At 29.5% G+C, this 23,570-nt stretch carries 28 protein-coding genes and 2 tRNA genes; 2 read left to right on the top strand and 28 right to left on the bottom strand.

From position 1 onward, the window contains the following. From scpA to SHK09_RS13040, 25 genes are all read right to left on the bottom strand, one after another. Nucleotides 1-2,064: a methylmalonyl-CoA mutase gene (scpA, locus tag SHK09_RS12920; protein ID WP_319811203.1), complete on the bottom strand. Its 2,064-nt coding sequence runs from the start codon at nt 2,062-2,064 to the stop codon at nt 1-3. Next, a complete protein-coding gene (locus tag SHK09_RS12925; protein WP_319811204.1) occupies nt 2,057-2,377 on the bottom strand; it encodes a hypothetical protein in 321 nt (106 codons plus the stop codon). The genes scpA and SHK09_RS12925 overlap by 8 nt, the downstream gene beginning before the upstream one ends. A gap of 10 nt (nt 2,378-2,387) precedes the next feature. Continuing rightward, nucleotides 2,388-3,749 carry a methylmalonyl-CoA mutase subunit beta gene (locus tag SHK09_RS12930; protein WP_319811205.1) on the bottom strand — a complete coding sequence of 454 codons (1,362 nt, stop codon included), beginning with the start codon at nt 3,747-3,749 and terminating at the stop codon, nt 2,388-2,390. Next, nucleotides 3,749-4,066: an FtsB family cell division protein gene (locus SHK09_RS12935; RefSeq protein ID WP_319811206.1), complete on the bottom strand. Its 318-nt coding sequence runs from the start codon at nt 4,064-4,066 to the stop codon at nt 3,749-3,751. The genes SHK09_RS12930 and SHK09_RS12935 overlap by 1 nt, the downstream gene beginning before the upstream one ends. A gap of 2 nt (nt 4,067-4,068) precedes the next feature. Next, the gene (gene udk / locus SHK09_RS12940; protein ID WP_319811207.1) at nt 4,069-4,674 is read right to left on the bottom strand and encodes a uridine kinase; all 606 of its coding nucleotides are present in this window, start codon (nt 4,672-4,674) and stop codon (nt 4,069-4,071) included. Between the two features lie 301 nt (nt 4,675-4,975). After that, nucleotides 4,976-5,049: transfer RNA gene (locus SHK09_RS12945), tRNA-Thr, on the bottom strand. Between the two features lie 272 nt (nt 5,050-5,321). Continuing rightward, on the bottom strand, nt 5,322-6,626 hold the full coding sequence (locus SHK09_RS12950; RefSeq protein WP_319811390.1) for a deoxyribodipyrimidine photo-lyase: 1,305 nt from the start codon (nt 6,624-6,626) through the stop codon (nt 5,322-5,324). Beyond that, complete coding sequence (locus SHK09_RS12955; protein ID WP_319811208.1) at nt 6,623-7,090, bottom strand: SRPBCC family protein; 468 nt, start codon at nt 7,088-7,090, stop codon at nt 6,623-6,625. The genes SHK09_RS12950 and SHK09_RS12955 overlap by 4 nt, the downstream gene beginning before the upstream one ends. Before the next feature lies 1 nt (nt 7,091). After that, nucleotides 7,092-7,553 (bottom strand): TspO/MBR family protein, encoded by a 462-nt coding sequence (locus SHK09_RS12960; RefSeq protein WP_319811209.1) that lies wholly within the window; start codon nt 7,551-7,553, stop codon nt 7,092-7,094. 1 nt (nt 7,554) lies between these two features. After that, nucleotides 7,555-7,728: a Lacal_2735 family protein gene (locus SHK09_RS12965; protein ID WP_319811210.1), complete on the bottom strand. Its 174-nt coding sequence runs from the start codon at nt 7,726-7,728 to the stop codon at nt 7,555-7,557. A gap of 6 nt (nt 7,729-7,734) precedes the next feature. Continuing rightward, nucleotides 7,735-8,208, bottom strand: coding sequence for a glutathione peroxidase (locus tag SHK09_RS12970; RefSeq protein ID WP_319811211.1), 474 nt, complete (start codon nt 8,206-8,208; stop codon nt 7,735-7,737). A gap of 5 nt (nt 8,209-8,213) precedes the next feature. Beyond that, nucleotides 8,214-8,897, bottom strand: coding sequence for an SDR family oxidoreductase (locus tag SHK09_RS12975; protein ID WP_319811212.1), 684 nt, complete (start codon nt 8,895-8,897; stop codon nt 8,214-8,216). A 6-nt stretch (nt 8,898-8,903) separates the two neighbouring features. Beyond that, a complete protein-coding gene (locus SHK09_RS12980; RefSeq protein WP_087520715.1) occupies nt 8,904-9,119 on the bottom strand; it encodes a hypothetical protein in 216 nt (71 codons plus the stop codon). Nucleotides 9,120-9,193: 74 nt separating this feature from the next. Continuing rightward, nucleotides 9,194-9,418, bottom strand: a complete 225-nt coding sequence (locus SHK09_RS12985; protein WP_319811213.1) for a hypothetical protein — start codon at nt 9,416-9,418, stop codon at nt 9,194-9,196. A gap of 2 nt (nt 9,419-9,420) precedes the next feature. Further along, complete coding sequence (gene folE / locus SHK09_RS12990) at nt 9,421-10,101, bottom strand: GTP cyclohydrolase I FolE (RefSeq protein WP_319811214.1); 681 nt, start codon at nt 10,099-10,101, stop codon at nt 9,421-9,423. Nucleotides 10,102-10,165: 64 nt separating this feature from the next. Then, nucleotides 10,166-10,435 carry a TIGR03643 family protein gene (locus tag SHK09_RS12995; RefSeq protein ID WP_319811215.1) on the bottom strand — a complete coding sequence of 90 codons (270 nt, stop codon included), beginning with the start codon at nt 10,433-10,435 and terminating at the stop codon, nt 10,166-10,168. Further along, nucleotides 10,436-10,858: a hypothetical protein gene (locus SHK09_RS13000; protein WP_319811216.1), complete on the bottom strand. Its 423-nt coding sequence runs from the start codon at nt 10,856-10,858 to the stop codon at nt 10,436-10,438. Between the two features lie 88 nt (nt 10,859-10,946). Further along, nucleotides 10,947-12,437 (bottom strand): cryptochrome/deoxyribodipyrimidine photo-lyase family protein, encoded by a 1,491-nt coding sequence (locus SHK09_RS13005; protein WP_319811217.1) that lies wholly within the window; start codon nt 12,435-12,437, stop codon nt 10,947-10,949. After that, entirely contained in the window at nt 12,427-13,959 is a 1,533-nt protein-coding gene (locus SHK09_RS13010; RefSeq protein WP_319811218.1) for a cryptochrome/photolyase family protein, read from the bottom strand. The genes SHK09_RS13005 and SHK09_RS13010 overlap by 11 nt, the downstream gene beginning before the upstream one ends. A 1-nt stretch (nt 13,960) precedes the next feature. Next, nucleotides 13,961-15,271: a DASH family cryptochrome gene (locus SHK09_RS13015; protein ID WP_319811219.1), complete on the bottom strand. Its 1,311-nt coding sequence runs from the start codon at nt 15,269-15,271 to the stop codon at nt 13,961-13,963. Then, complete coding sequence (locus SHK09_RS13020) at nt 15,241-15,381, bottom strand: DUF2256 domain-containing protein (protein ID WP_319811220.1); 141 nt, start codon at nt 15,379-15,381, stop codon at nt 15,241-15,243. Before SHK09_RS13020 ends, SHK09_RS13015 begins: the two co-directional genes overlap by 31 nt. Nucleotides 15,382-15,383: 2 nt before the next feature. Beyond that, nucleotides 15,384-16,805, bottom strand: coding sequence for an SDR family oxidoreductase (locus tag SHK09_RS13025; protein WP_319811221.1), 1,422 nt, complete (start codon nt 16,803-16,805; stop codon nt 15,384-15,386). 10 nt (nt 16,806-16,815) lie between these two features. Then, on the bottom strand, nt 16,816-17,433 hold the full coding sequence (locus SHK09_RS13030) for a flavin reductase family protein (RefSeq protein WP_319811222.1): 618 nt from the start codon (nt 17,431-17,433) through the stop codon (nt 16,816-16,818). Beyond that, nucleotides 17,433-18,737: an ABC1 kinase family protein gene (locus tag SHK09_RS13035; protein WP_319811223.1), complete on the bottom strand. Its 1,305-nt coding sequence runs from the start codon at nt 18,735-18,737 to the stop codon at nt 17,433-17,435. The genes SHK09_RS13030 and SHK09_RS13035 overlap by 1 nt, the downstream gene beginning before the upstream one ends. Before the next feature lie 7 nt (nt 18,738-18,744). Next, entirely contained in the window at nt 18,745-19,398 is a 654-nt protein-coding gene (locus SHK09_RS13040) for a TetR family transcriptional regulator C-terminal domain-containing protein (RefSeq protein WP_319811224.1), read from the bottom strand. Nucleotides 19,399-19,721: 323 nt separating this feature from the next. On the opposite strand from SHK09_RS13040, the gene SHK09_RS13045 reads away from it, so the two are divergent. Continuing rightward, nucleotides 19,722-20,816 (top strand): formylglycine-generating enzyme family protein, encoded by a 1,095-nt coding sequence (locus tag SHK09_RS13045; protein ID WP_319811225.1) that lies wholly within the window; start codon nt 19,722-19,724, stop codon nt 20,814-20,816. Nucleotides 20,817-21,242: 426 nt separating this feature from the next. Here the strand turns inward: SHK09_RS13045 and SHK09_RS13050 are convergent. Next, nucleotides 21,243-21,317: transfer RNA gene (locus SHK09_RS13050), tRNA-Pro, on the bottom strand. Nucleotides 21,318-21,511: 194 nt separating this feature from the next. Here SHK09_RS13050 and trxB point away from each other — a divergent pair. Further along, complete coding sequence (trxB, locus tag SHK09_RS13055) at nt 21,512-22,459, top strand: thioredoxin-disulfide reductase (protein ID WP_319811226.1); 948 nt, start codon at nt 21,512-21,514, stop codon at nt 22,457-22,459. 205 nt (nt 22,460-22,664) lie between these two features. Here the strand turns inward: trxB and SHK09_RS13060 are convergent, their stop codons facing one another. Both SHK09_RS13060 and SHK09_RS13065 read right to left on the bottom strand, forming a co-directional pair. Beyond that, complete coding sequence (locus SHK09_RS13060; protein ID WP_319811227.1) at nt 22,665-23,111, bottom strand: KTSC domain-containing protein; 447 nt, start codon at nt 23,109-23,111, stop codon at nt 22,665-22,667. Nucleotides 23,112-23,177: 66 nt separating this feature from the next. Then, nucleotides 23,178-23,570 (bottom strand): hypothetical protein, encoded by a 393-nt coding sequence (locus SHK09_RS13065; RefSeq protein ID WP_319811228.1) that lies wholly within the window; start codon nt 23,568-23,570, stop codon nt 23,178-23,180.

The following is a 23,570-nucleotide window of genomic DNA, read 5'->3' on the forward strand; positions in this document are numbered from 1 at the left end:
TTAATCAGCAACACTATCTATTAAAATAGTTAACATATCTATTGCTGCTTGTGCAATTTTTGTTCCTGGGCCAAAAACACCAACAGCACCAGCATCAAATAAAAATTGATAATCTTGCGCGGGTATTACGCCACCAACAATTACCATAATATCTTCGCGTTCATATTTTTTTAGTTCTGCAATAACTTGCGGTACTAAAGTTTTGTGACCTGCAGCTAAAGAAGAAATTCCTAAAATATGTACATCATTTTCTACGGCTTGTTTTGTAGCTTCTTTAGGTGTTTGAAATAGTGGCCCAATATCTACATCGAAACCTAAGTCTGCATAACCGGTTGCAACAACTTTTGCTCCTCTGTCATGGCCATCTTGCCCTAATTTAGCAATCATAATTCTTGGACGTCTTCCTTCTAACTCAGCAAATTTATCTGCTAAATCCTTTGCTTCTTTAAAAAGTTTATCTTCTTTTATTTCTTTACTATACACGCCAGATATTGTTTTATGAACTGCTTTATGTCTGCCAAATTCAATTTCTAAAGCATCTGAAATTTCACCTAAAGTAGCTCTGTTTCTTGCTGCTTTTACAGCTAAATCTAATAAATTTTCTTTTCCGTTTTTTGAAGCTTCTACTAAATCGGATAAAGATTTTTCTACATCTTTACTATTTCTATTTACTTTTAATTCATGTAATCTTTCAATTTGAGAATTACGAACAGCTTCATTATCTACTTCTAAAATATGTAAAGGGTCTTCTTTTTCTAATTGATATTTGTTTACGCCAACAATTACATCTTGCCCGCTATCAATCTTTGCTTGTTTTTTTGCAGCGGCTTCCTCAATTCTCATTTTCGGAATTCCTTTTTCAATAGCCTTAGTCATTCCGCCTAATTCTTCAACTTCTTCAATTAGTGCCCAAGCTTCATTTGCTATGTCTTCTGTAAGTTTTTCTATATGGTAACTTCCCGCCCAAGGATCTACTGTTTTTGTAATATTTGTTTCTTCTTGTAAGTAAATTTGAGTGTTTCGAGCAATTCTTGCAGAAAAATCTGTAGGTAAAGCAATTGCTTCGTCTAAAGCATTTGTGTGCAAGCTTTGTGTGCCGCCAAAAGCTGCAGCCATTGCTTCAATTGTTGTTCTAGCAACATTATTAAAAGGATCTTGTTCTGTTAAAGACCAACCACTTGTTTGGCAATGTGTTCTTAAGGCTAATGATTTTTGATTTTTAGGATTGAATTTTTTTACAATTTTAGCCCACAACATTCTTGCTGCTCTTAATTTGGCTATTTCTGTAAAATGATCCATACCAATTGCCCAAAAGAAAGATAACCTTGGAGCAAAAGAATCGATATCCATTCCTGCTTCAATTCCTTTTCTAATATATTCTAAGCCATCTGCAAGTGTATAAGCAAGTTCAATATCTGCAGTTGCACCTGCTTCTTGCATGTGGTAACCAGAAATAGAAATAGAATTATATTTTGGCATGTATTTGCTAGTATATTTAAAAATATCTGCAATAATTTTCATGGATGGTGCAGGAGGATAGATGTACGTGTTTCGTACCATAAACTCCTTTAATATGTCATTTTGAATGGTTCCTGAAAGATCACTTAGAGAAACGCCTTGCTCTTCTGCAGCAACAATATAAAAGGCTAAAATTGGTAAGACGGCACCATTCATAGTCATGGAAACAGACATTTTATCTAGCGGAATTTGATCAAACAAAACCTTCATGTCTTCTACAGAATCTATAGCAACACCAGCTTTACCAACATCTCCTTGTACGCGTTCATGATCTGAATCATAACCTCTATGAGTAGCTAAGTCAAAAGCAACAGAAAGTCCTTTTTGGCCAGCAGCTAAGTTTCTTCTATAAAAAGCATTACTTTCTTGTGCAGTAGAAAAACCTGCGTATTGTCTAATTGTCCAAGGTCTTCTTACGTACATCGTAGAGTATGGACCTCTTAAATTAGGAGCAATACCAGCAACAAAACCTTCGTGAAGAAATGATTCTTTAGCGGTTGGTTGTTTTTTAGAAAGTGATATGTTTTCGATAGATTTTCTAGTCATCTTCAAGCTTCATTAAATTATATAACTTAGAACTAATTGCCTTAGATAATTTTTCTTTTTCTTTTATTTTTTTCTGACTGTTGTAAAAATAGAGAACACAAATAATTAATGTAAAAAAGGTACTGAATGCCATAAAATTTAAAGTACCTCCAAAATAAGTGTATACTTTACCTTCAATAGCAAAAACAATTAAAAACATAAAAAAGACAGTTCCTATTATATAAACAGGCATCGTTTTTTTTATATGTAGAACTTCTTTTTTTAGAATTGTTTGTTCTTTTTGGTACGCTATTATTTCTTTATTTTTACTCAAATTATTTTCTTTAATGTGAATTACTTTCTTCTTTTAATCTTTTCTTTTCATAGTTTTCAGAAAGTCTTTTTCTTATAATTGGCGGAAACAAAGTTTTTATATTTCTCTGTTTTACAAAAGGATCTAATTCTATATTTCCTTTCATGAAGTTCTCTTTATTAGGTTGTAAATTTGTTCCTAATAAAACAATTTCATTTTTAAGAAACAGATCTTCTTCTTTTACTGTGTTTTCCTTTATTTTTCTTTGAATATTGCCTTCTTTTAGCTGATGTAGAAAGCCACCGCCTTTTTCTATTTGCTTAAATATAATTAAGGCTTTTTCTGCCATCTGTTCTGCAAGAGATTCTATATAATAACTTCCGTTAGCAATAGTTTGTGCATTTTTAAAACCACTTTCTTGCTGAAGAATTAATAGCTGATTTCTAGAAATACGCTCTCCAAATTCATTTTTATCTGCATAAATTTTATCATAAGAGATATTAGAAATGGTATCTGAGCCACCTAGAATAGAACTCATACATTCAGATGTAGTTCTAAGTAAGTTTACATTATAGTCATAAAGTGTTTTATTTCTAGAAGATGGCTGTGTAAAAATATGGGCTTTAATATCTATAACATCATATTCTTTTAAAAGTGATTCCCATAATAAACGGAAAGCTCTTAATTTTGCGATTTCATGAAAATAATTACCACCAACAGAGAATTGAAAATGAATTTTACCTGCGTTTTCTGCACCAAAATAGTTTAAATATTCATTTGCGTGTGCTAAAGTGTAGGCTAATTGCTGTACAATGTTTGCACCTGCATTTTGATATAAATCTCCAGAAACAGAAACAGAGTTATCAATAGTTTTTACTATTTCTTCTAATTTCCCAAAATCTTCTTTTAAATTTATATGCCAATTACCAACTTCTGCAAGGTTTCCTAATATATCTATTTGAAAGTAGCATTTGTTAGAATTTACATATTTAGATAATTCTTTAATAAAATCAGCGTCTAAAAAATTTAACTTAAAGTAAATGTTTAAAGAATTAAAGCCTAAGTTATCTAATAGAAGTTTATAATCAAATTTTCTGTTTGCTATGAATTGAATGGCAGTAGCACCTCTTTTTAATGCATCTAAAGCGAACTCATTTGTTGTGGTTTCATCAGAAATAATAATTGTCTGGCAAATTTTAAACTCTTCTTTAGGTAGTTTTACACTATAATTTGTTCTGTCTTCTTTTGTATAAAAAGGTTTTACTGTAATTCCTTCATTAGTTGTCCAAAGTAACGTTTTATTATAGTCAGCACCTTTTAAGTCTACTTGAATTTTTTGTTTCCAGGCAGTTGGTGATGTTTCTTCGAATTCGCTAAATAGAAATTTACTCATTACTTTTTTATGGTATCAAACTCTATAATATAAATATCTTCGTTTTCTTTTTTCATTAAATACTTTTCTCTAGCAAAACGTTCTAGCTGTAAAGAATCATCTAGTTTTTTTATAGTTGCTTTGTCTTCTGCTATTTTTATTTTATAAAATGAAATTGTACTTTCTAAATCTTCTATTTCTTGGTTAAATTTTCTGTGAACCAAATAAGAGTTTTCGTCAAAAAATAACATCCATACAAAAAAAGGAATAAAAATTAAGACAAAAGTATTTGTCAGAATTTTAAAAGCTCTATTATTTTTTATGCTGTTTAAAGACATTTCTATAAACGTTCGTTTATAACAGTTCTAACAATGTCTATTGCAACAGTATTATACCTGTCATTAGGTATAATTAAATCTGCAAAATTCTTTGTAGGCTCTATAAATTGTTGGTGCATAGGTTTTAAGGTTGTTTGATATCTGCTTAAAACTTCGTCGATATTTCTACCTCTTTCACTGATGTCTCTTTTTAATCTTCTAATTAAACGCTCATCTGTTTCTGCATGTACAAATATTTTTATATCAAATAAATCTCTTAAATCTTTATTATTTAAGATTAGTATACCTTCTACAATTACCACTTTTCTGGGGTGTGTCTTTACAGTGTCTTTAGTTCTATTGTGTGTTACAAAAGAATACACGGGTTGGTTAATTGTTTTTCCGGTTTTTAAAGCTTTTAAATGTTTAATAATTAATTCGAAGTCGATCGCTCTAGGATGATCAAAATTAATTTTAGCTCTTTCTTCATAAGGCAAACTATCTGTTGCATTATAATAAGAGTCTTGAGAAATTACACAAACCTCGTCAGTTGGTAATTGTTTAATAATTTGATTAACAACTGTTGTTTTTCCACTTCCAGTTCCACCTGCAATTCCAATAATTAGCATAAAAAATTATGATTTTGATAAAATATTTGCTTAAAAAAGTAAAGATATTATAAAAATACAAATTTATAGGCTATCAATGTTTTTTTTCAGAATCAACTTGGTGAGTATTTTTAGTTCTAATTGCTTTTTAAACGATACATGCTTTGTTTTATGGCTATAATAAGCTTCTTTTTTTTCTTCCGTTTTTTTAAAGCGTAATAAGGTTTAGTATGAATTTAACGATTGATAAGTTTGATGGAGTTCTTGTTTTTGAGAATAAAAAAAACCTCAAAAAATTAATTTTGAGGTTTTTAAGAAATTGAGCCGATGGAGGGACTCGAACCCACGACCTGCTGATTACAAATCAGCTGCTCTAGCCAGCTGAGCTACATCGGCTTTTATTTTCAGATGGCAAATTAAATACAAAATTAGAACACAACCAAATGAAAAGTGATTTATTTTTAATAAAAAAAGCTTCAACCTAAATTGAAGCTTTTTATCAAGAAATAATAATTTTAATTAGAATAGAAAAACTGCTTTTTTACAATTTTTCTACCTTATGTTTCTTTTAACGAATTTTTCTATCTTTTGTTGTCTTTAAAAATTTATTTTAATTGACATTCAATGTTTTATTCTACTTATTAAGTAAAAAAGGACAACCTATTGTTTTAATTTAAAGCTTGTTTATAAGTAAGTAAGCACCTTTCTCTGGCTTCTTTGTGGTCTACAATCTCTTTAGGGTAGGTGAATTCTTGAAAATCTGGAACCCACTTTTTAATGTACTCTAAATCTTTATCAAACTTTTTAATTTGAGTTGTAGGGTTAAAAATTCTAAAATATGGTGCAGCATCAACGCCAGAACCTGCAATCCATTGCCAATTACCAACATTACTTGCCATTTCATAATCGTGGAGTTTTTCTGCAAAATAAGCTTCGCCCCATCTCCAATCTATTAATAAGTGTTTACATAAAAAACTACCCACTAACATTCTAATTCTGTTATGCATAAACCCTGTTTGGTTTAATTGACGCATTCCTGCATCTACTAAAGGATAACCTGTTTCTCCAGCACACCATTTATTAAATTCATCTTCATTATTTCTCCATTCTATTCTTTCATATTTGGCCTTAAAAGAAGTTTTAGATGTATGAGGGAAGTGCCATAAAATCTGTGTAAAAAATTCTCTCCAAATTAATTCTTGCCAGAAAATTTCGTTTTCTTCAGAAATGGCTTTTTCTACCATTTTTCTAACACTAACAGTTCCAAAACGTAAATGTGGCCCTAATTTAGAAGTGCTGTCTAAAGCAGGGAAATTACGAGTTTCTTCGTAAGTTTGAATAAGAGTAGGAGTTACTGTATAGTCTTCTATTTTTTGATTTGATTTTGTGAAACCAATATCAGATAAGCTAAGATTTGGTAATTCTTTATTCTTTACTAAGTTTTTTAAAAATGAGCTTGTATAATAGAAACCTAAATTAATAGTTTTAAATTTTTCTTTCCAAACCTTCATAAAAGGAGTGTAAACTACATATGGTAATCCATCTTTTTTAACAACTTCGTTTTCCTCAAAAATTACTTGATCTTTAAATGTTTTAAATTCAATATTATTTTTTTCTAATAATTCCTGAATTTTATCATCTCTTTCTTTCGCATAAGGTTCATAATCTCTGTTTGTAAAAACAGTGTTAATGCTGTATTCCTTAATTAATTTTTCATAGATCTCTATAGGATTTCCATGATAAAGAGCAATACTACTTTTGTGCTTATTTATTAAAGTAGTTCGAATTTCTTGTAGTTTTTCATGTATAAAGCTAAGTCTAGCATCTTCTTTTGGTAGCTTTTTTAAAATTTCTTCATCAAAAATAAAAATAGGAAGAACAGGTATTTCACTTTTTAATGCGTTGTAAAAACCAACATTGTCGTCGAGTCTTAAATCTCTTCGAAACCAAAAAATATTTACTTTTTCCATTATTTTTTATATTCACCAAAAAGTTCAATTAATTTCTTTTGCCTGTAATTAAAAATCTCTTCTAATTTTGGTTTTACTAAAATAGGATGTACTAGCTGACCTAAAATACCTAATGGAACTTTATAATCTATAATATCTTCCATTTCTACTCCACCATCAATTTCTTTAATAAAATGCTTGTGATGCCATAATGCATAAGGGCCATACATTTGTTCGTCTACAAAGTATTTTTTATCTTCTATATGTGTTATTTCTGAAACCCATTTTGTTTTAATTCCTAAAAGAGGTGTTACTATATATTGAATAATTTGACCTGTATATAAAGGTTTGTCTATATTAGAAACAATATTAAAACTCATATAATCTGGTGTAATTACCTTTAAATTTCTTGGGTTTGATAAAAAATCCCATGCTGTTTCTAATGATATTGGTAATTGCTGTTTTTTGTGGAGTGTGTATATTTTCATCTTAATTATGAACTAGAATATAAAGGTTTAATGAGGTTGCAATACATAGCCAAATTATATATGGTAACAAAAGGTATTTATAATTATTAACCTTGTTGCTTAGTTTAAGAAAGTAAACAAATAAAAGAGCGGTTAAAAGTGTAATGATTATCAGTCCTAATAAAACAAAATGCTGATTGAAAAAGATAAAATTCCAACTTACATTTAATATAAATTGAAGTAGAAATGCTAGTTTATTTTTTTTTGTATTTTCTTCTTTAAAGAGTTTGCCTAAATAAATAGCAAAGCAAATCATTATAAGAGTCCAAGCGATTCCAAAAACGATTCCTGGTGGCGTCCATGGTGCTTGATTTAAATTTGTATACCAATTAGTAAGAGGTCCATTGTTCATTAGCCAACTTCCAATTGCTAAGCCTCCAAAGTTTATTATTAAAAAAAGTAAGGTTAATTTTAGCTGTTTCATTTTAAGATTTTCCTTGTAAAACTCCTATTTCTTTTAATATGTCATCTGCTTCTTTATACTTTGTATCACTATCTGTTCTATTTATAGATTGTAATTTGTAAGCATCTTCCATTATTTTTTTATATTTTTCTTGAAGTTTTTCAACTTCAGACTTTTTCTTAAATAGGCCAAACATATTTTTTTATTTTAATTGTTTTGTAATCTTAGAGCTTAGTGGTTTTGTAATAGAAAGATAATAATCAATTAATTTTCCTTCAGGAGAAACCAAGTATTTTTGAAAGTTCCATTTTACAGAAGAACTTTTTGTACCATTTAAATTTTTATCAGTAAGCCAATTATATAAAGGATGTTGCTTGCTGTCTTTTACATCAATTTTTTCTGTCATTAAAAAAGTTACACCAAAGTTAACTTTACAAAAAGCAGCTATGTCATCTGCATCACCTGGTTCTTGACTACCAAATTGATTGCAAGGAGAGCCTATTATCATTAAGTTTTCTTTATGTTTTTTGTATAACTCTTCTAATTCTTTATATTGTGAAGTAAAGCCGCATTTAGAAGCTACGTTAACAAAAAGAATAAATTTATTCTTGTACTCGGATAAGTCAATAGCTTTATTTTGTAGGCTATTGATCTTAATATTATAGATATCTGTCATGTTTTTTATATTTTAAAACTTACAATTCCGCAATCAAGTTCAAAAATTTGACCAGAGATAGAGCTTGCTTTATCAGAAATAAGAAATGTTGCCAAGTCTGCTACTTCGTTTGGTTTTAAGAATTTTTTAAGCGGATGACGTTCCGTGATATTTTCTATCATTTTGTCATTTCTTAAAAGTTTCGATGCTAAATCTGTTTCTGTAACAGTAGGTGCAATTGCATTTACACGAATTACTGGTGCTAATTCTGCTCCTAGAGATTTAGTTAAACCTTCTACAGCAGATTTTGCAGCGGCAACACTTGCATGGTAAGGCATACCTAATTTTGCTGCTACTGTACTAAATAATAAGATAGATGGCTTGTCTCCTTTTTTTAATTTAGGAAGGTATTGTTGAATTGTTTTTACAGCTCCAACAACATTTATTTCAAAATCTTCTCTAAAATCGTTTAATTTTAGTCTAGAAATTGGTTTAAGATTGATGCTTCCGGGACAATAGATTAAAGTGTCTATTTCTTCAATTTCTGGTAAGTCATCTGTTAGAATGTCACAATTATAATGAGTTAGATTAGCGTGAGGCTGCAAAGGAGCTGATCTACTAATGTTTACAACTTTATTTTTATCAACTAAAGAATTTACAATTGCTTCTCCAATTCCTTTGCTTCCTCCAACTATTACTATTTTTCTCATATGCTTTTAAGGTCTTCCTTTCAAGCGTTTTTCTATTTTTTGCTTTACAGCAGTTAAACGCTTCATTTGATCCATTATTTCTAGATCTTTTTCTACTTTATATACTTCGTTTAGCTCTAAAATAAGTGCTTTCACTTCTCTAGATGCTACAATTCTATCACTCGTTGTTTTAAATGAGAACTTTCTATGTTCAAATTCTTCAGCTCTTTCTAATAAATTCATTATTACTTTTCAGTTTTTATAATCGGTAATATAATTATAAATGTTAGAAAAACAATAAAAAAGTTTATTAAATATTAAGAAGTTAAAGGTTTTCCTTTTAAACGTCTTTCAATCCTTTGTTTAATAAGGGTTAATCTTTTCATGATGTCCATAATGTTATCATCCTTATTTTCTTTGTAAACTTCATTTAAGCTAAGAATTAATTCTTTTGCTTCTCTAGCTGCCATAATACGGTCGCTAGTAGTAGGAAATCTCATTTTTCTAGTTTCAAATTCTAGTGCTTTATCTATTAATTCCATACTTAGTATTTTAATGTGTTTTGTAATTCTACTATTTTTTCTTGACTCTCAAACGCGCCTCCAAAATAAGAGGTTACGGTAGTAGAAGTATCGTCTTTAATACCTCTAGACGAAACGCAAAGATGTTTTGCATCTATAATAACAGCAACGTCTTCAGTGTTTAAAATATTCTTTAATTCTTCAGCAATTTGGTTTGTTAAGCGCTCTTGAACTTGCGGTCTTTTCGCAAAATATTGTACAATTCTATTTATCTTGGATAAGCCAATTACTTTTCCTGATGAAATATAAGCTACATGTGCTTTACCAATTATTGGTACAAAGTGATGTTCGCAGTTAGAGTAGAAGGTTATATTTTTCTCTACTAACATTTGGTTGTATTGATATTTATTGTCAAACAACGCAACTTTTGGTTTGTTTGCTGGGTTTAACCCAGAGAAAATCTCATCAATGTACATTTTGGCAACTCTTTTAGGAGTTCCTTTTAATGAATCATCTGTTAGGTCTAAGCCCATAACATCCATTATTTCAGAAAATAAAGTTGCGATTTTCTCTTTTTTAGCCTCATCAGAAAGTTTAAAAGCATCAATTTTCATTGGTGTTTTTAAGCCAGTAAACATGTGGTCATCTCCAATCTCTTGGTCTGAGTAATTGTTTATTTTTTCTGTTTCTTCTTTTGTAATCATTTTGTCTTTTTTATGTGCTGTCTTTTAAGTACCTTAATTATTAAAGCAAAGCACTATTTTATTATTATGTTATAGAGTTATTAGATATGGATCTTTGTCTAGAGCATTTAAATCTTCCTTTAGCAAATGTTCTTAGTTTTTCATGTTTCGTTTTTCTTCCTTGTACTCTTTTACGCCACATTTTAAAACTCTTCAGCTTCATTTCTCTTCGCATTAAATCTATAACTTCTTGTTCTTTTAAACCGAATTGAAATTGAATTGCTTCGAAAGTTGTTCTGTCTTCCCACGCCATTTCTATAACTCTATCAATAGATGTGCCATTTAGTTCTTTCATTTAATAGAATTGATATTGTTTGTCATTCTCTATCTTAAAGTTTGTAACTCTGTCGATAAATTTTTTATTTTCTTTCAGCATTTTATTATTCTTAAAGTGCACAAAATTTCCTTGTGCATGAATACTAAAACCATCTGTTTTGTACGTATGTAATTGGTAATATGGTATTGCCCAACTATAGTTCTGTAACCCTTTATTTATATGAATTATAATACCTTTCTCTCTAAGTTCTATATTACCGTAGTTAATATCTGAAACGGTATTAATAACCTTTAGAAATCCTGGACTTACACCATCAATAATCATTCTTTTAGATCCTACACCACCTAATTTTATAGCTTCAAAAAAACTATAAGATTTGCCCAAAGTAGTATTAATCTTACTTGTAGCTTCTTTATTTTTATAAGTAGTGTTAAATATCATTACTCAAAGATACAAAAAAATATCATTATGTTTAAGTATTTTTAATATAAGTTAAACAAAAATTATTTAAACATAAACAAAATAAGTCTTAATCGGTATTTATTAGCCTATTTTTACTAGTAAGTGTATGTTTTTTTAAAATTCGTTCACTTTCTTCCCTAACTTCTTTGTTTTTTCTCATATTCCAGAGTGTGTCACTCGCTTTTTTACGTGCAACCTTAACATCTACAATTGGGTTTGGGTAATTTATACCTAATTCAAAATTATTAAATTGTTGATCTAATGGAGTCATTAAATAAGGTTCGTGTATAAATGCCGTGGATAAATGTGCAAGTTCAGGAATCCATTTTTTTATAAATGTAGCATCTGCATCATGCTCTAAACTATTCTTAATTGGGCTATAAATTCTTAAAATATTAATACCTGTTTCACCAGCATTCATTTGTAGTTGTGGAAAATGAATGCCCGGTTCGAAGTCTAAAAATAATTTAGATAAGTGTTTAGATGATGCTTGCCATGGTTGCCATAAAATATGGGTAAAGAAAGAGATTAGCATTGCGCGCATTCTAAAATTTAAGTAGCCAGTTTCTTGCAAACAGCGCATGCAGGCATCTATTAAAGGGAAACCTGTTTTACCTTCTTTCCAAGCTTTTTGGTATTCTGTAGAAATGCTTTTTTTTAACTTTTGATATCCTTTATTTATACTTTCTTCTTCCATGGTATGTTCCATTTCAAATTTTTGTATAAAATGCGCTTGCCAACGAAGTCTAGAAACAAAAGCACCTAAATGTCTTTTGTTCGCTTCTGTTTTGTGTTTTGTTGCTTCTTGAAATATCTGACGAATTGAAACATTTCCCCAGGCTATGTATGGCGATAATCTACTACAGCTTTCTCTAGCTAAAGCGGGTTTAGAGATGTTAAACATGTATTTTTCATGACGTTTTTCAAAGAAGGTATTTGCATATCTCCAGGCCATTTTTGTACCTCCTTTTTGAAAAGGAGCTTCTTTTTTAGTTTCTAAATTAACTGTTTGAAAATATTTTTCTAATTCATTAATTTCTTCAAAATTAATAAATTGGTTTTCGTCAAATTTATTTTTAATCTGAGAATCATACATGTAATCATCCCATTTATCGAACCAATCTTCTCTATTTACTAAACCTCTTAAAACACCATTATTTGTGTTTTCCGTCCAATTTATAGAGTTATTTCTACAGTATCGTGTAAACTCTTTATCTCTATTATAAGTTATTAGTAAGCCAGTTTCTTGGTGAGAGAAAACTGTATTTATTTTATAAGAATCAGAAATTTGATTAAAGGCGGTTACAACTTCTGTTTGTACACAAAGAACTTTGGTGTTGTATTTCTTTAAATCTGTGTTTAAGTCTAATATAGATTGTTTTATAAAACCCCAGTGGCGCTCATCATAATGATCATCATTAATTAAAGAGTTTTCAAAAACGTATAAGAAAAGCACACGTTTATTATTTTCTAAGGCATTTTTAATTGCCTCATTATCTTGCAAACGTAAATCACGTTTAAACCAAACAACATGTATTTCTTCTCGATTAGTATTCATCTAAGTTTTCTATAATATGATTTGCTTTTTCTTTTATTTTCGATCTATCTTCAGAAGACATTTTATTTAATAAGCTGTACATCATTTTCATTCTAAAATTAGAAGATAATTTTTCTTGCTTTTCATCTAGAAAGTTCCAATAAAGTGTGTTAAAAGGGCATGCATCGTCCTCGAATTTTTTTGCTTTTTTATAGCTACAAGCGTCGCAGTAGTTGCTCATTTTTCCAATATAACTTCCGCTAGAAACATAGGGTTTGGTAGCTATTTTACCGCCATCTGCAAACTGACTCATGCCTCGTGTGTTAGGTAGTTGAACCCATTCAATTGCGTCTACATATATGCCCAAATACCAAGCGTCTATTTCGTCTGGATTGATTTGTGTTAGCAGTGCGAAATTTCCTGTTATCATTAAGCGCTGTATGTGGTGCGCGTAACCGTTGTCTAAAGAGTTGTTAATTGCATTTTTTAGGCAATTCATTTTTGTTTTACCTGTCCAGAAAAAATTAGGTAATTTGTTTTTATTTTCTAAGAAGTTTTCTTTTTTGTAATCTGGCATTAACATCCAATACATTCCTCTCATGTATTCTCGCCAGCCTAAAATTTGTCTAATAAAACCTTCTACTTGCGATATGTCGATATTGTCTTCTTGTTTTCTGTAAGTATCTAAAACTTTGTCTATAATTTCTTTAGGAGAAATCATTTTGGTATTCATTGCAAATGAAATTCTACTATGAAACAAGTAGATTTTATCTGTATGCATTGCGTCTTGGAAATCGCCAAAATGAACTAACAGATGTTCGCAGAAATAGGAAAGCTGTTTTAAAGATTGTTTTCTAGAAATAGGGTATTCAAAATATTTCGAATTAATTTTTCCAATTGATTTTATCTCTGCTTTTTCTATATCAGATACTATTTCTTGAACATTAATATCGAAACTAATTTCTTGAGGAATTAATGCTTCTCCTTTCCATTTCTTACGGTTGCTGGCATCAAAATTCCACTTTCCGCCTTCTGGCTGATTATCAACTATTAAAATTTGATGTTTTTTACGCATATTTCTGTAAAAATTCTCCATCAAAAATTGTTTCTTACCTTTAAAAAAGGTCTCTAAATCTTTTTTTTCTGTGTAAAAGTGCTCTGTAGAAAAAACATTAGAGGCAATATTTAAATTTGTACAATAATCTTTTAATTGTTTGTCTAAGCGGTATTCGTCTGGCGATAGATATTCGAAATTATCTATATTATTTTCTTTAATTAAGCGTGATAAGTTTTCGGTTAAACTCTGTGTATTTCCCTTATCATTTATATTAAAATAAATAACATTGTGGTTTTTTTCTTTTAATTCTTTTGCAAAATTTCTCATTGCTGCAAAAAAACCAACAATTTTTTGAATATGGTGCGTTACATAATCTGTTTCCTGACGCATCTCAAATAGGCAGTAAATTACATCTTTATTGGTTTCTGAAAACCAAGAGTGTTTACTGTTTAATTGATCTCCTAAAATTAGACGTAGTTTTTTCATTTTAAAATAATGTTTTTTCTAACCAAATTTTTCTAAATTTATAATCTGCATCATATCGTTTAGCTTGTAATTGAGTGTTAAATTTTCTGTCTCTTGGGTCATTTCCTACGCCCGCAACATACATCCAATTACCGTAATTACTGTGTACATCATAATCTAGTAGTGTAGATTCGAAATATGCAGCGCCAATTCTCCAATCTAGCAAGAGTTCTTTTGTAAAATAAGAAGCTACATTTTGTCTACCTCTATTACTCATCCATCCTGTTTCTCGCAGCTCTAACATATTGGCATTTACAAAATTATCTTTTGTTTCGCCATTAATCCATTGGTCTATTTGCTCTCTATTTGTATTCCAATTATATTCTTTATTTAATATTCCGCCGATATTAAAAATTTTCGAATTGTATTTAAGCGATATGTATTTAAAGTAATCTCTCCAAATTAGTTCAAAAATTACCCAATAGGTAGAGTCATTTGCACCGTGTTCAGCTTCAAATTCTTTTACTTTCCAATAAATAGTCTTTGCAGATAAACTGCCGTTTGCTAACCAAGGTGAGAATTTTGTACTATAATCTATACCTACTAAACCATTTCTGGTTTTTTTGTAAAAAGCAATTTTTTTAGTTTTAAATAAATAATAATCTATTCTTTCCAATGCTGTGGTTTCTCCGCCTGAAAATGGGAAAGCAGATTTTGTACTTTGCTTAAAGTTATTAAAATTGAAATCTTCTAAACTTGGAATTGTTGTTTTGTTTTCAATTAGATTTTCTGGAGGTAGTTTAGATATGGAAACTACTCCCTTTATTTTTACAGTCTTCTCTAGTTTTTTTCTAAAGACGGTAAAAACATTTGGTATGTTAGAGAAATCTTTAGAAACAGTCTCTGGGTTGTAGAGAAATTGGTCGTAATCTTCTACAATGTCTATCGAATCTAAAAGAGTGTTTTTTATAGAATTATTAGTTTCAAGCTCTTCACTTGTCCATTCTTTTTGCGTGTAAATAGTATTGATAGAAAAGGTGTCACAAATTTTATAAATTCGATCTTCCGGACTTTCTAAATAGGTAAGAAGTGTAATGTTTAGATCTAATAAGTTTCTCTTTAAATCTGCTATTGTTTCTATAAGAAACTTTGTTCTGTGTTTCGCTGTTTTTGTAAAACCATAAGCATCGACTTTAAATAATTTAGGATCAAAAAAATAAATTGCAATTATTTTAGAATGATTATTTCTAGCTTTTTCTAATGAAGCATTGTCATTTACTCGTAAGTTATTACGAAACCAAATTAAGCCTGTATTTTCTTGTTTCTTCTGCATTTTTCACTACAATATTTTACATCGTTCCAGTTCTTTTCCCATTTTTTTCGCCAAGTAAAAGGTCTTTGGCATACCAAGCAGGTTTTTTCTGGTAGGTTTTCTTTTTTCAAAATTATTTATTAATGTTATTAATCATTCCATTAAAAACAAACCAATGAAATGGCATTACAGAATACCAGTATAATCTACCAGCAAGACCATGAGGCCTAAAAGTTGCTGTTTGATAAATAATACCATCTTTTATTTTAAATTCTAACCAAGCTTCTCCCGGTAAAATCATTTCTGCGTAGAGTAGGAGTTTGCCGTTTTCTTTATCTGCATAAATTACGCGCCAAAAATCTAAAGCATCACCTGCATATAATTCTGTTGGGTGCCTTCTTCCTCTTCGTATTCCTGCGCCTCCAAATAGTTGGTCTATAAAGCCACGAATTTTCCATAGAAAAGTACCGTAATACCAACCTGTTTCTCCTCCAATTGCCCAAATTCTATCTAACGCTTCTTTTTTATTTTTTACTTTTCTTTTCTTGAAATCTTTAAAACAGCCAAATTCTGGTACATTTATAAATTCATGAACGTAATTTTTTAGTTTTCCGCTACTTACATAAGAATCTTTCCAACTAGAAATAATACTATTCTGTTCAATTTTTTTAAAAGCCAGTTTTACAGCTTTTTTGTAAGACATTGGTTTTACGTCTAGAATTTTATTAATGTTACTCTTGTTGCCAATTACTTCAACACCCATAGAATTTACTAAAGAACTTGCTAGTTTGTATGATGTAGAGGTAACAAAATACAACCAGTAAGAAGATAGTTTTGGTGTCATTACGGGAACAGTAAGAATCCATCTTTTTAATTTTCTTACTTCTGCAAATTGCAGTAACATTTCTTTATAAGTTAATACTTCTGGGCCAAAAATATCATGTGACGTATTGTACAATTCTGTTCTACCTAAAGATTTATATAAAAAAGATAAAACATCTCTTATGGCTAAAGGTTGTGTTTTTGTATTTAACCATTTAGGAGCAATCATTGCGGGTAATTTCTCTACAATATCTCTTATAATTTCAAAAGAAGAGCTTCCAGAACCAACAATTATTCCTGCTTTAAAAGTAGTTAATGCGTATTTTTTTGAAGCTAATGCATTCTCTACATTTTTTCTAGATAATAAATGTTTAGAAAGTTTGGTATCATTCGTAATTCCGCTTAAATAAATTACTTGTTTTATGTCAGATTTTTCTGTAAAATTTTTAAAATTGAAAGCACATTTTTCTTCTAAAACATGAAATTCTTTTGCAGAATTAGACATCGAATGAATTAAATAGTAAGCAGCATCTATGTCTTTAGGTAATGTATTTAAGGTATTTTCATCTAAAAAGTCTGCTTCAAATAACGCTATGTTTTTTTGATTTTTATAATAGTTTTCTGCTCTTTTTTTATCTCTAACTGGGCAAATAATTGTGTGGCCATCATTAAGTAATAACGGTATTAATCTTTTACCTATGTAGCCTGTTGCTCCTGTTACGAGTATTTTCATGCAGTTATATTTATTTTTTTGGTCTTTGATATGAAAGTTGTTTTTTAAACTTCGGAATTGCGTAGGTGTCTAAACCATTTATAGTTGCAATATTTCCTTTAGAAAGATTTATCAATCCGTCTTCTTGTAGTAATTCGTCATGAATATATAATTCTTGAATTTCTGCAACAATTAGCATTACATCATTAGAAGAAATATATACTTCTTCAACAAACTTCATGCTCATTTGTACTGGCGAACCTTTTACAAAAGGTGCTTTAAAATTACCTTTATACTCTTCTTTCAAATTTGTTACATCAAATTCTGAAACCTCTTTTGGGTATTTTGCAGACGTATGGTGTGCGTCTTCAATAATATCTTCATAAATATGATTTATTGTGAAAATACCAGAGTCTTTAATATTTTTATAGGTGTCTCGAGGAACTGTTGTTGGTCTCAGTATAAAGCCTAAAGTTGGGGGATTAGAACCTAAGTGAGTAACCGAACTAAAAACGGCAACATTTGCAATTCCTTCTTTCGAGACTGAACCTAATAAGTTAGCAGATTTAAAACCAGAGCAACTGTTTATTAAATTTATTTTATAAATTTTGTCTAAATCTTGAATTTCTTTAAAAGTAAAAGATGCCATTACAATGTTTTAAAATTATTGATTTTTACATTTTTTGCTTTCAAATCGTGCATTAAATTATACAAACCAAAGAAAGTTCTGTTAATGTATATAAAGTGCTTAGAACCTCTATTTCCGTTCATGTTTTTTAACTCTGTGCTTTTTGCATATTTGCTACCTAGATCAGATATTTTACCAAAAAACTCTTCATCTGCAAAATCGAAAACTTCTTGATGTAGCGGTTGTGTAAATAAGCTTAACATTTCATGAAACATTGCTCTAAAAAAGTCTAACTCTTCTTTAGAATCATCTTCTCTTAAAATTTCTAATTCATATAACTTCTTTTCAAAAAGCACAGGATTAGAAATACTTTCTGGTTTTGCAAGTTCAAAATATGGTGTGTAGAAATCTAAAGGTATTGTTTTCATACAACCAAAATCGATTACAATTAATTCGTTTTCTGGAGATACAAGAAAGTTTCCAGGATGTGGATCTGCATGTACCTTTTTTAATTTGTGCATCTGAAACATATAAAAGTCCCATAAAGCCTGCCCTAACTTATTAGAAACTTCTTGGTTGTCAGTAGAGAATTCAGATAAATGAAGTCCATCCATCCAGTCCATTGTAATTATTCTATCAGAAGATAAATCTGAATAATATTCAGGAAAATTAAGATTGGGAATATGTTTACACGCAGCTACAATCTCTTTACTTTGTTCAACCTCTAAAATATAATTAGTTTCTTCAACTAATTTATTTTCTACTTCTTTAAAATATTTATCAGAATCTTTACCTCTAATATTAAACATTTTAACAGCAATTGGTTTTACTAAAGATAAATCTGAAGCAATACTGTCTGCTACACCTGGGTATTGAATTTTTACAGCTAGTTTTTTTCCGTCTTTTTCTGCCTTATGTACTTGTCCAATACTTGCTGCATTTACAGAAACAGAATCGAACTTATCGTAAATTTCACTTGGGTTTTTTCCAAAATATCTTTTAAATGTTTTTATAACCAAGGCAGGAGAAAGTGGAGGTACAGAAAACTGAGAAAGAGAAAATTTTTCTACATATGCTTTTGGTAGAATACTTTTTTCCATACTAAGCATCTGTGCAACTTTTAAGGCAGAACCTTTAAGGGTTTTTAAACCATCGTAAATATCTTCTGCGTTATTCTCATTTAAACGAGACTTTGCTTCTTCTTCTGTTTTGGTAATTTTATCACCATAATATTTTAAGTAGTTTACACCAATTTTAGCTCCGGTTGTAACTAATTTAGAAGCTCTTTGTATTTTTGATGTAGGAATAGAATCTATAGTTTTCATAAGTTCTTTAATTAAAGTTCACCTTTTCTTTTAAAATAAATTTACCAAAATCAATAATGCTTTTTAAAGGTTTTATATCCATTAAGTCGAAACGTGCATTAATAGATTTCTCTATAAAAATATCTGTTTTCTCAAAAGAAGTAGAAGTGTCGTCTAGCCAAAACTTCATTGTTATAATTAAATGTATCCAAGAAGATTCTTGTAATGTTTTATCTTGAATTTTTTCTAACTGTTCTTGTTTTAAGTCTATTTTTTCGATACCAATATTATTAATAAAGGTTTTGTAATCTTTTCTTAAATGTTTTAAAGATTTAAGATTTTTAAAGTCTTTTGTATCTTTTAAGGCGTAAACAACATAGCTTCTGTTTGCTGTTAATATTTCAAAAAATGTAAAGTAGAAACTTAGTAATTTATTTCTTGCGTCATATTCTGGGTACTCTTCACTTTTGGCTAAAACTTTAATTGTATGATTAAAGAATTCGCTAAATATAGATTGTTCAATAGCTTCAAAAGAACCATATGATTTGTAAAAATCTACTTCTTCGAAATTGTTTTCTTTAGCAAAACTGAAAACTGATTTAGGGTCATGATTATTTTCTAGTACAAACTCCATGTACCAAGAAATTAGGTTGTCTTTTGTAATGTTTTTCTTACGAGCCATAATTCTTTAATTTTAAGTAAAGATACAAATGTTTAATGAATTTAACAATTTGTTAAACAATAATATTTCGTTAATTATATCTAATAAATAATTTAGAATAAACTATTAACAGTAAAAGTCTTTTTTTTGTTGATATGATTGATGATAATGTGTTTTTTGTTAAAGAAAATTTAAATATTTTTTAGTAATTTTTACTGAATCTTTAAAAAGAAAAATAATATTCCTTAATTTTTGAATTCAATATGTACATTTGTTTAACGTTAGGGTAGTGTTGCTAAGCAATAAGTAATGCTCTAAAGAATAATATATTTATATTTAAAATTATGATTTCTAAGAACAATTCAATAATTATAACATTAATACTCGCAGCTCTTTTTCTTTTCTCGTGTAATAAAAAGAAAGAAACTAAGATTAAAGTAGATGAGGTTGTAAAAGAGAATTTAGAAATGAAAGTGCCAGAAGGTATGGTTTGGGTTGCTTCAAAAATATTTTTAATGGGAGCAAAAGACGGAGATAAATATGCAATGATGAGAGAAAAGCCAGCACATGAAGTAAATGTAGATGGATTTTTTATAGATATTAATGAAGTTACTAATTTACAATTCAAGAAATTTGTTGCTGCAACAAAATATATTACTACTGCTGAGAAGCCAATTAATTGGGACGAGATTAAAAAGGATTTACCTGCAAACACACCAAAACCAGCAGATTCTATATTACAACCTGGAAGCTTAATTTTTAATAAATATGCTGGTAAAGTAGTTTCTATGGATAATTACCAACAATGGTGGACTTGGAAAATTGGTGCAAATTGGAAGCAGCCAGAAGGACCAGGAAGTTCTATAGCAGGAAAAGATGATTTTCCAGTAGTTCATATTAGTTATAATGATGCTTTAGCGTATTGTAAATGGTCTAATAGAAGATTGCCTACAGAAGCAGAATGGGAGTCTGCTGCACAAGGAAATAAAACAAATAATATATTTACTTGGGGTAATAGCCAGCAAGAATTAAATGCAAACGCAAATACTTGGCAAGGTCAATTTCCTGTAACTAATATTTCTGAAGATGGTTTTGAGTACATCTCTCCAGTAAAATCTTATCCGGCAAATAATATTGGTTTGTATGATATGGCTGGTAATGTTTGGGAAATGACTTCAGATTTATTTAATGTAAATTACTATAATAGTTTAAAACCTAACGAAGTTTTAAATAACCCAAAAGGTGCAGAGAAATCATACACACCATCTAATCCTTATCAATTAGAATATGTAATGAAAGGTGGTTCTTTTCTTTGCCATGTGTCTTATTGCGCAAGTTTTAGAATTTCAGCAAAAATGGGAATGGAGCCAAGTTCTAGTTCAGATCATATTGGTTTTAGAACTGTTGCTACAAAAGAAATGTTAGTAGGATTAAAATAATGCTTCAGTGTTTTTTATTACGAAGACTTAGTTGTTACTAAATGTTTTGTGCTTTCTTTAAACTTTATGTTTTATAATTGTAAACATAATGTGAATCACTTTTTTTTAATACCATTAGTTTTATTACAATTGTTTAAAGTTATCAAGCTTAAATAGGTCTAAATAATAGATCTATAATTGCTTAAAAATCGAGTTAAAAGTGTTTGTTTTTAGTAACTTTTTATACATTCGAAGACTACTTTCTTAGAAAAATAATAGTTGACAATCGTCTTTAATTGTAATGTCGGAAAAAAAGAAGTATTGATGCGTTTTAAAGGTTTCTTGGAGGTTAACTTATGTTCCAGAAAACCAGTATCTAATAAGTGATTAGGTATTTTAAATAAAAAAAAACCTTGATAAAATTTATCAAGGTTTTTTTAATTTAAGTCGGGGTGGCAGGATTCGAACCTGCGACCTCCTCGTCCCAAACGAGGCGCGATGACCGGGCTACGCTACACCCCGAAAATGATTACTCATTTAAGGACTGCAAAGATACACTCTTTTTGTAAAAAACAATCATTTTTTTAATAATTATTATTCATTACAAAAAGTTGATTAACTCTAATTATGTTTCCATTATTAAAATTTATAAACATTCGTATTTATAAGCACCAAAAAATGATACTTTTACACTTCTAAATTCGATACAGAATATTATGTCAGATACAATAGAAAAAATAAAATGTTTAATTATAGGTTCTGGTCCTGCAGGTTATACTGCAGCAATTTACGCAGCTAGAGCAGATATGAACCCTGTAATGTATACAGGAATGCAAATGGGAGGTCAATTAACTACAACAACAGAAGTAGATAATTTTCCTGGTTATGCAGAAGGTACAGATGGTACTGCAATGATGGAAGATCTAAAAAAACAAGCAGAACGTTTTGGTACAGAAGTTCGTTTTGGATTGGTAACTAGTGTAGCATTAAGCGATAAAGTTGGTGGAATTCATAAAGTTGTTGTTGATGAGTCTAAGCACATAGAAGCTGAAACAATAATTATTTCTACAGGAGCAACAGCTAAATATTTAGGCCTAGAAAGTGAACAACGCTTAATAGGTGGTGGAGTTTCCGCTTGTGCAACGTGTGATGGTTTTTTCTATAAAGGACAAGATGTTGTAGTTGTTGGAGCAGGAGATACTGCTGCAGAAGAAGCTACTTATTTATCAAATATTTGTAGAAAAGTAACAATTCTGGTTCGTAAAGATTTTATGAGAGCATCGAAAGCAATGCAGCATAGAGTTGAAAAAACTGCTAACATAGAAGTTTTATACAATACAGAAATCGACGAGGTTTTAGGTTCTAATGTTGTCGAAGGGGTTAGAGCAATTAATAATAAAACAAAAGAAACACATGATATTTCTGTAACAGGTGTTTTTATTGCAATTGGACATACACCAAATTCTGATTTATTTAAAGGAGTTTTAGATATGGATGAAACAGGTTATTTAACGACGAAAGGAAAATCAACAAAAACAAACTTGCCAGGAGTTTTTGCTGCAGGAGATATACAAGATAAAGAATACAGACAAGCAGTTACAGCAGCTGGTACAGGTTGTATGGCAGCTTTAGATGCAGAACGTTATTTAGGAGCTTTAGAGTAAACTAAATTAAAGTTTGAACATAAAAAAAGAGATTACATTTATATGTAATCTCTTTTTTTATATTTTATTGTTAATTTTTATTTCGAAATGAGCCTTTTCAGGTGATTGAAAAATTTCTTTATTTTGAATAAATAAGGTTATTTCAAAATTCTTTTTCATTCTTTGTTCAGAAGGAAACTTTTAACAATAGTGTTTTTATAATTATTTAAACTTCTACAGAAGCTTTCATAGATTTTCTATAAGTAAAAGAATTAAAAATATTTCTTTTACCAAAATTGTTCATAGATTTTGCGTTTACAAATTTTCCGAAAAGAATTTTACTAACACCAAAGTATTCGTATTTATTTCCGTCTGTAAAAGTAACTTCTAATAACATACTTTTATGATGCCAATCTGCAACTTGAGATTCTGTTATTGTTTTTTTGTAAGCGTCTAAGTTAGCTTCTTTTGTTTCTGGAGCGATGCTAACTAAGAAATGATACCCATCTATAATTTGAGTACTCATAACATCTGCTTCATCCTTTTTTTCTTGTTCTTGAAATTTATCTGGATGCCATTCTTTTACTAAGCCTCTATAAGATTTTTTTAAATCTTTTAAATCAATAGCTCCTTCTACTTTAAAAAGTTTTTTATATTCTTTAATACGTTTCATTCGTGTGTTTTCAAATTGCGTGCAAAAGTATTGATAAAAAAGAGATTAGCTGTTTTTTTTATCATTTTATTTTCTAATTTTTTTGATAAATACATATGTGAAGAAAATAAAAAAGAGTAAATCATTAATACCGTAGATGCCGTAGAATATTCCTGCGAATATATCTTCATTAAAAATGGGTGAAATATCATTGTGAAACCTCCAGTTTAGCCATATAAGACCATAAATTAATTTTTCAACAGCAAAAACAGCAACAATCCATTTTACTTTAAAATAATTTTTTGCAACAGAAATATAGGCAAATCCCCAAACAACAATCATTAACAAACCAAAATTAGACATAACTACATTGTCGTGTTTCGGAATAAATTCGTTAGTAAAAAAGCGAGATAAAATTAACACTGCAACAATATTAGAAAGACCAGATAAAATAAAGCCTTTGGAAATTATATTTTTCAT

It is taken from the genome of Polaribacter sp. PL03, assembly GCF_033875165.1.
Taxonomy (GTDB): Bacteria; Bacteroidota; Bacteroidia; order Flavobacteriales; family Flavobacteriaceae; genus Polaribacter.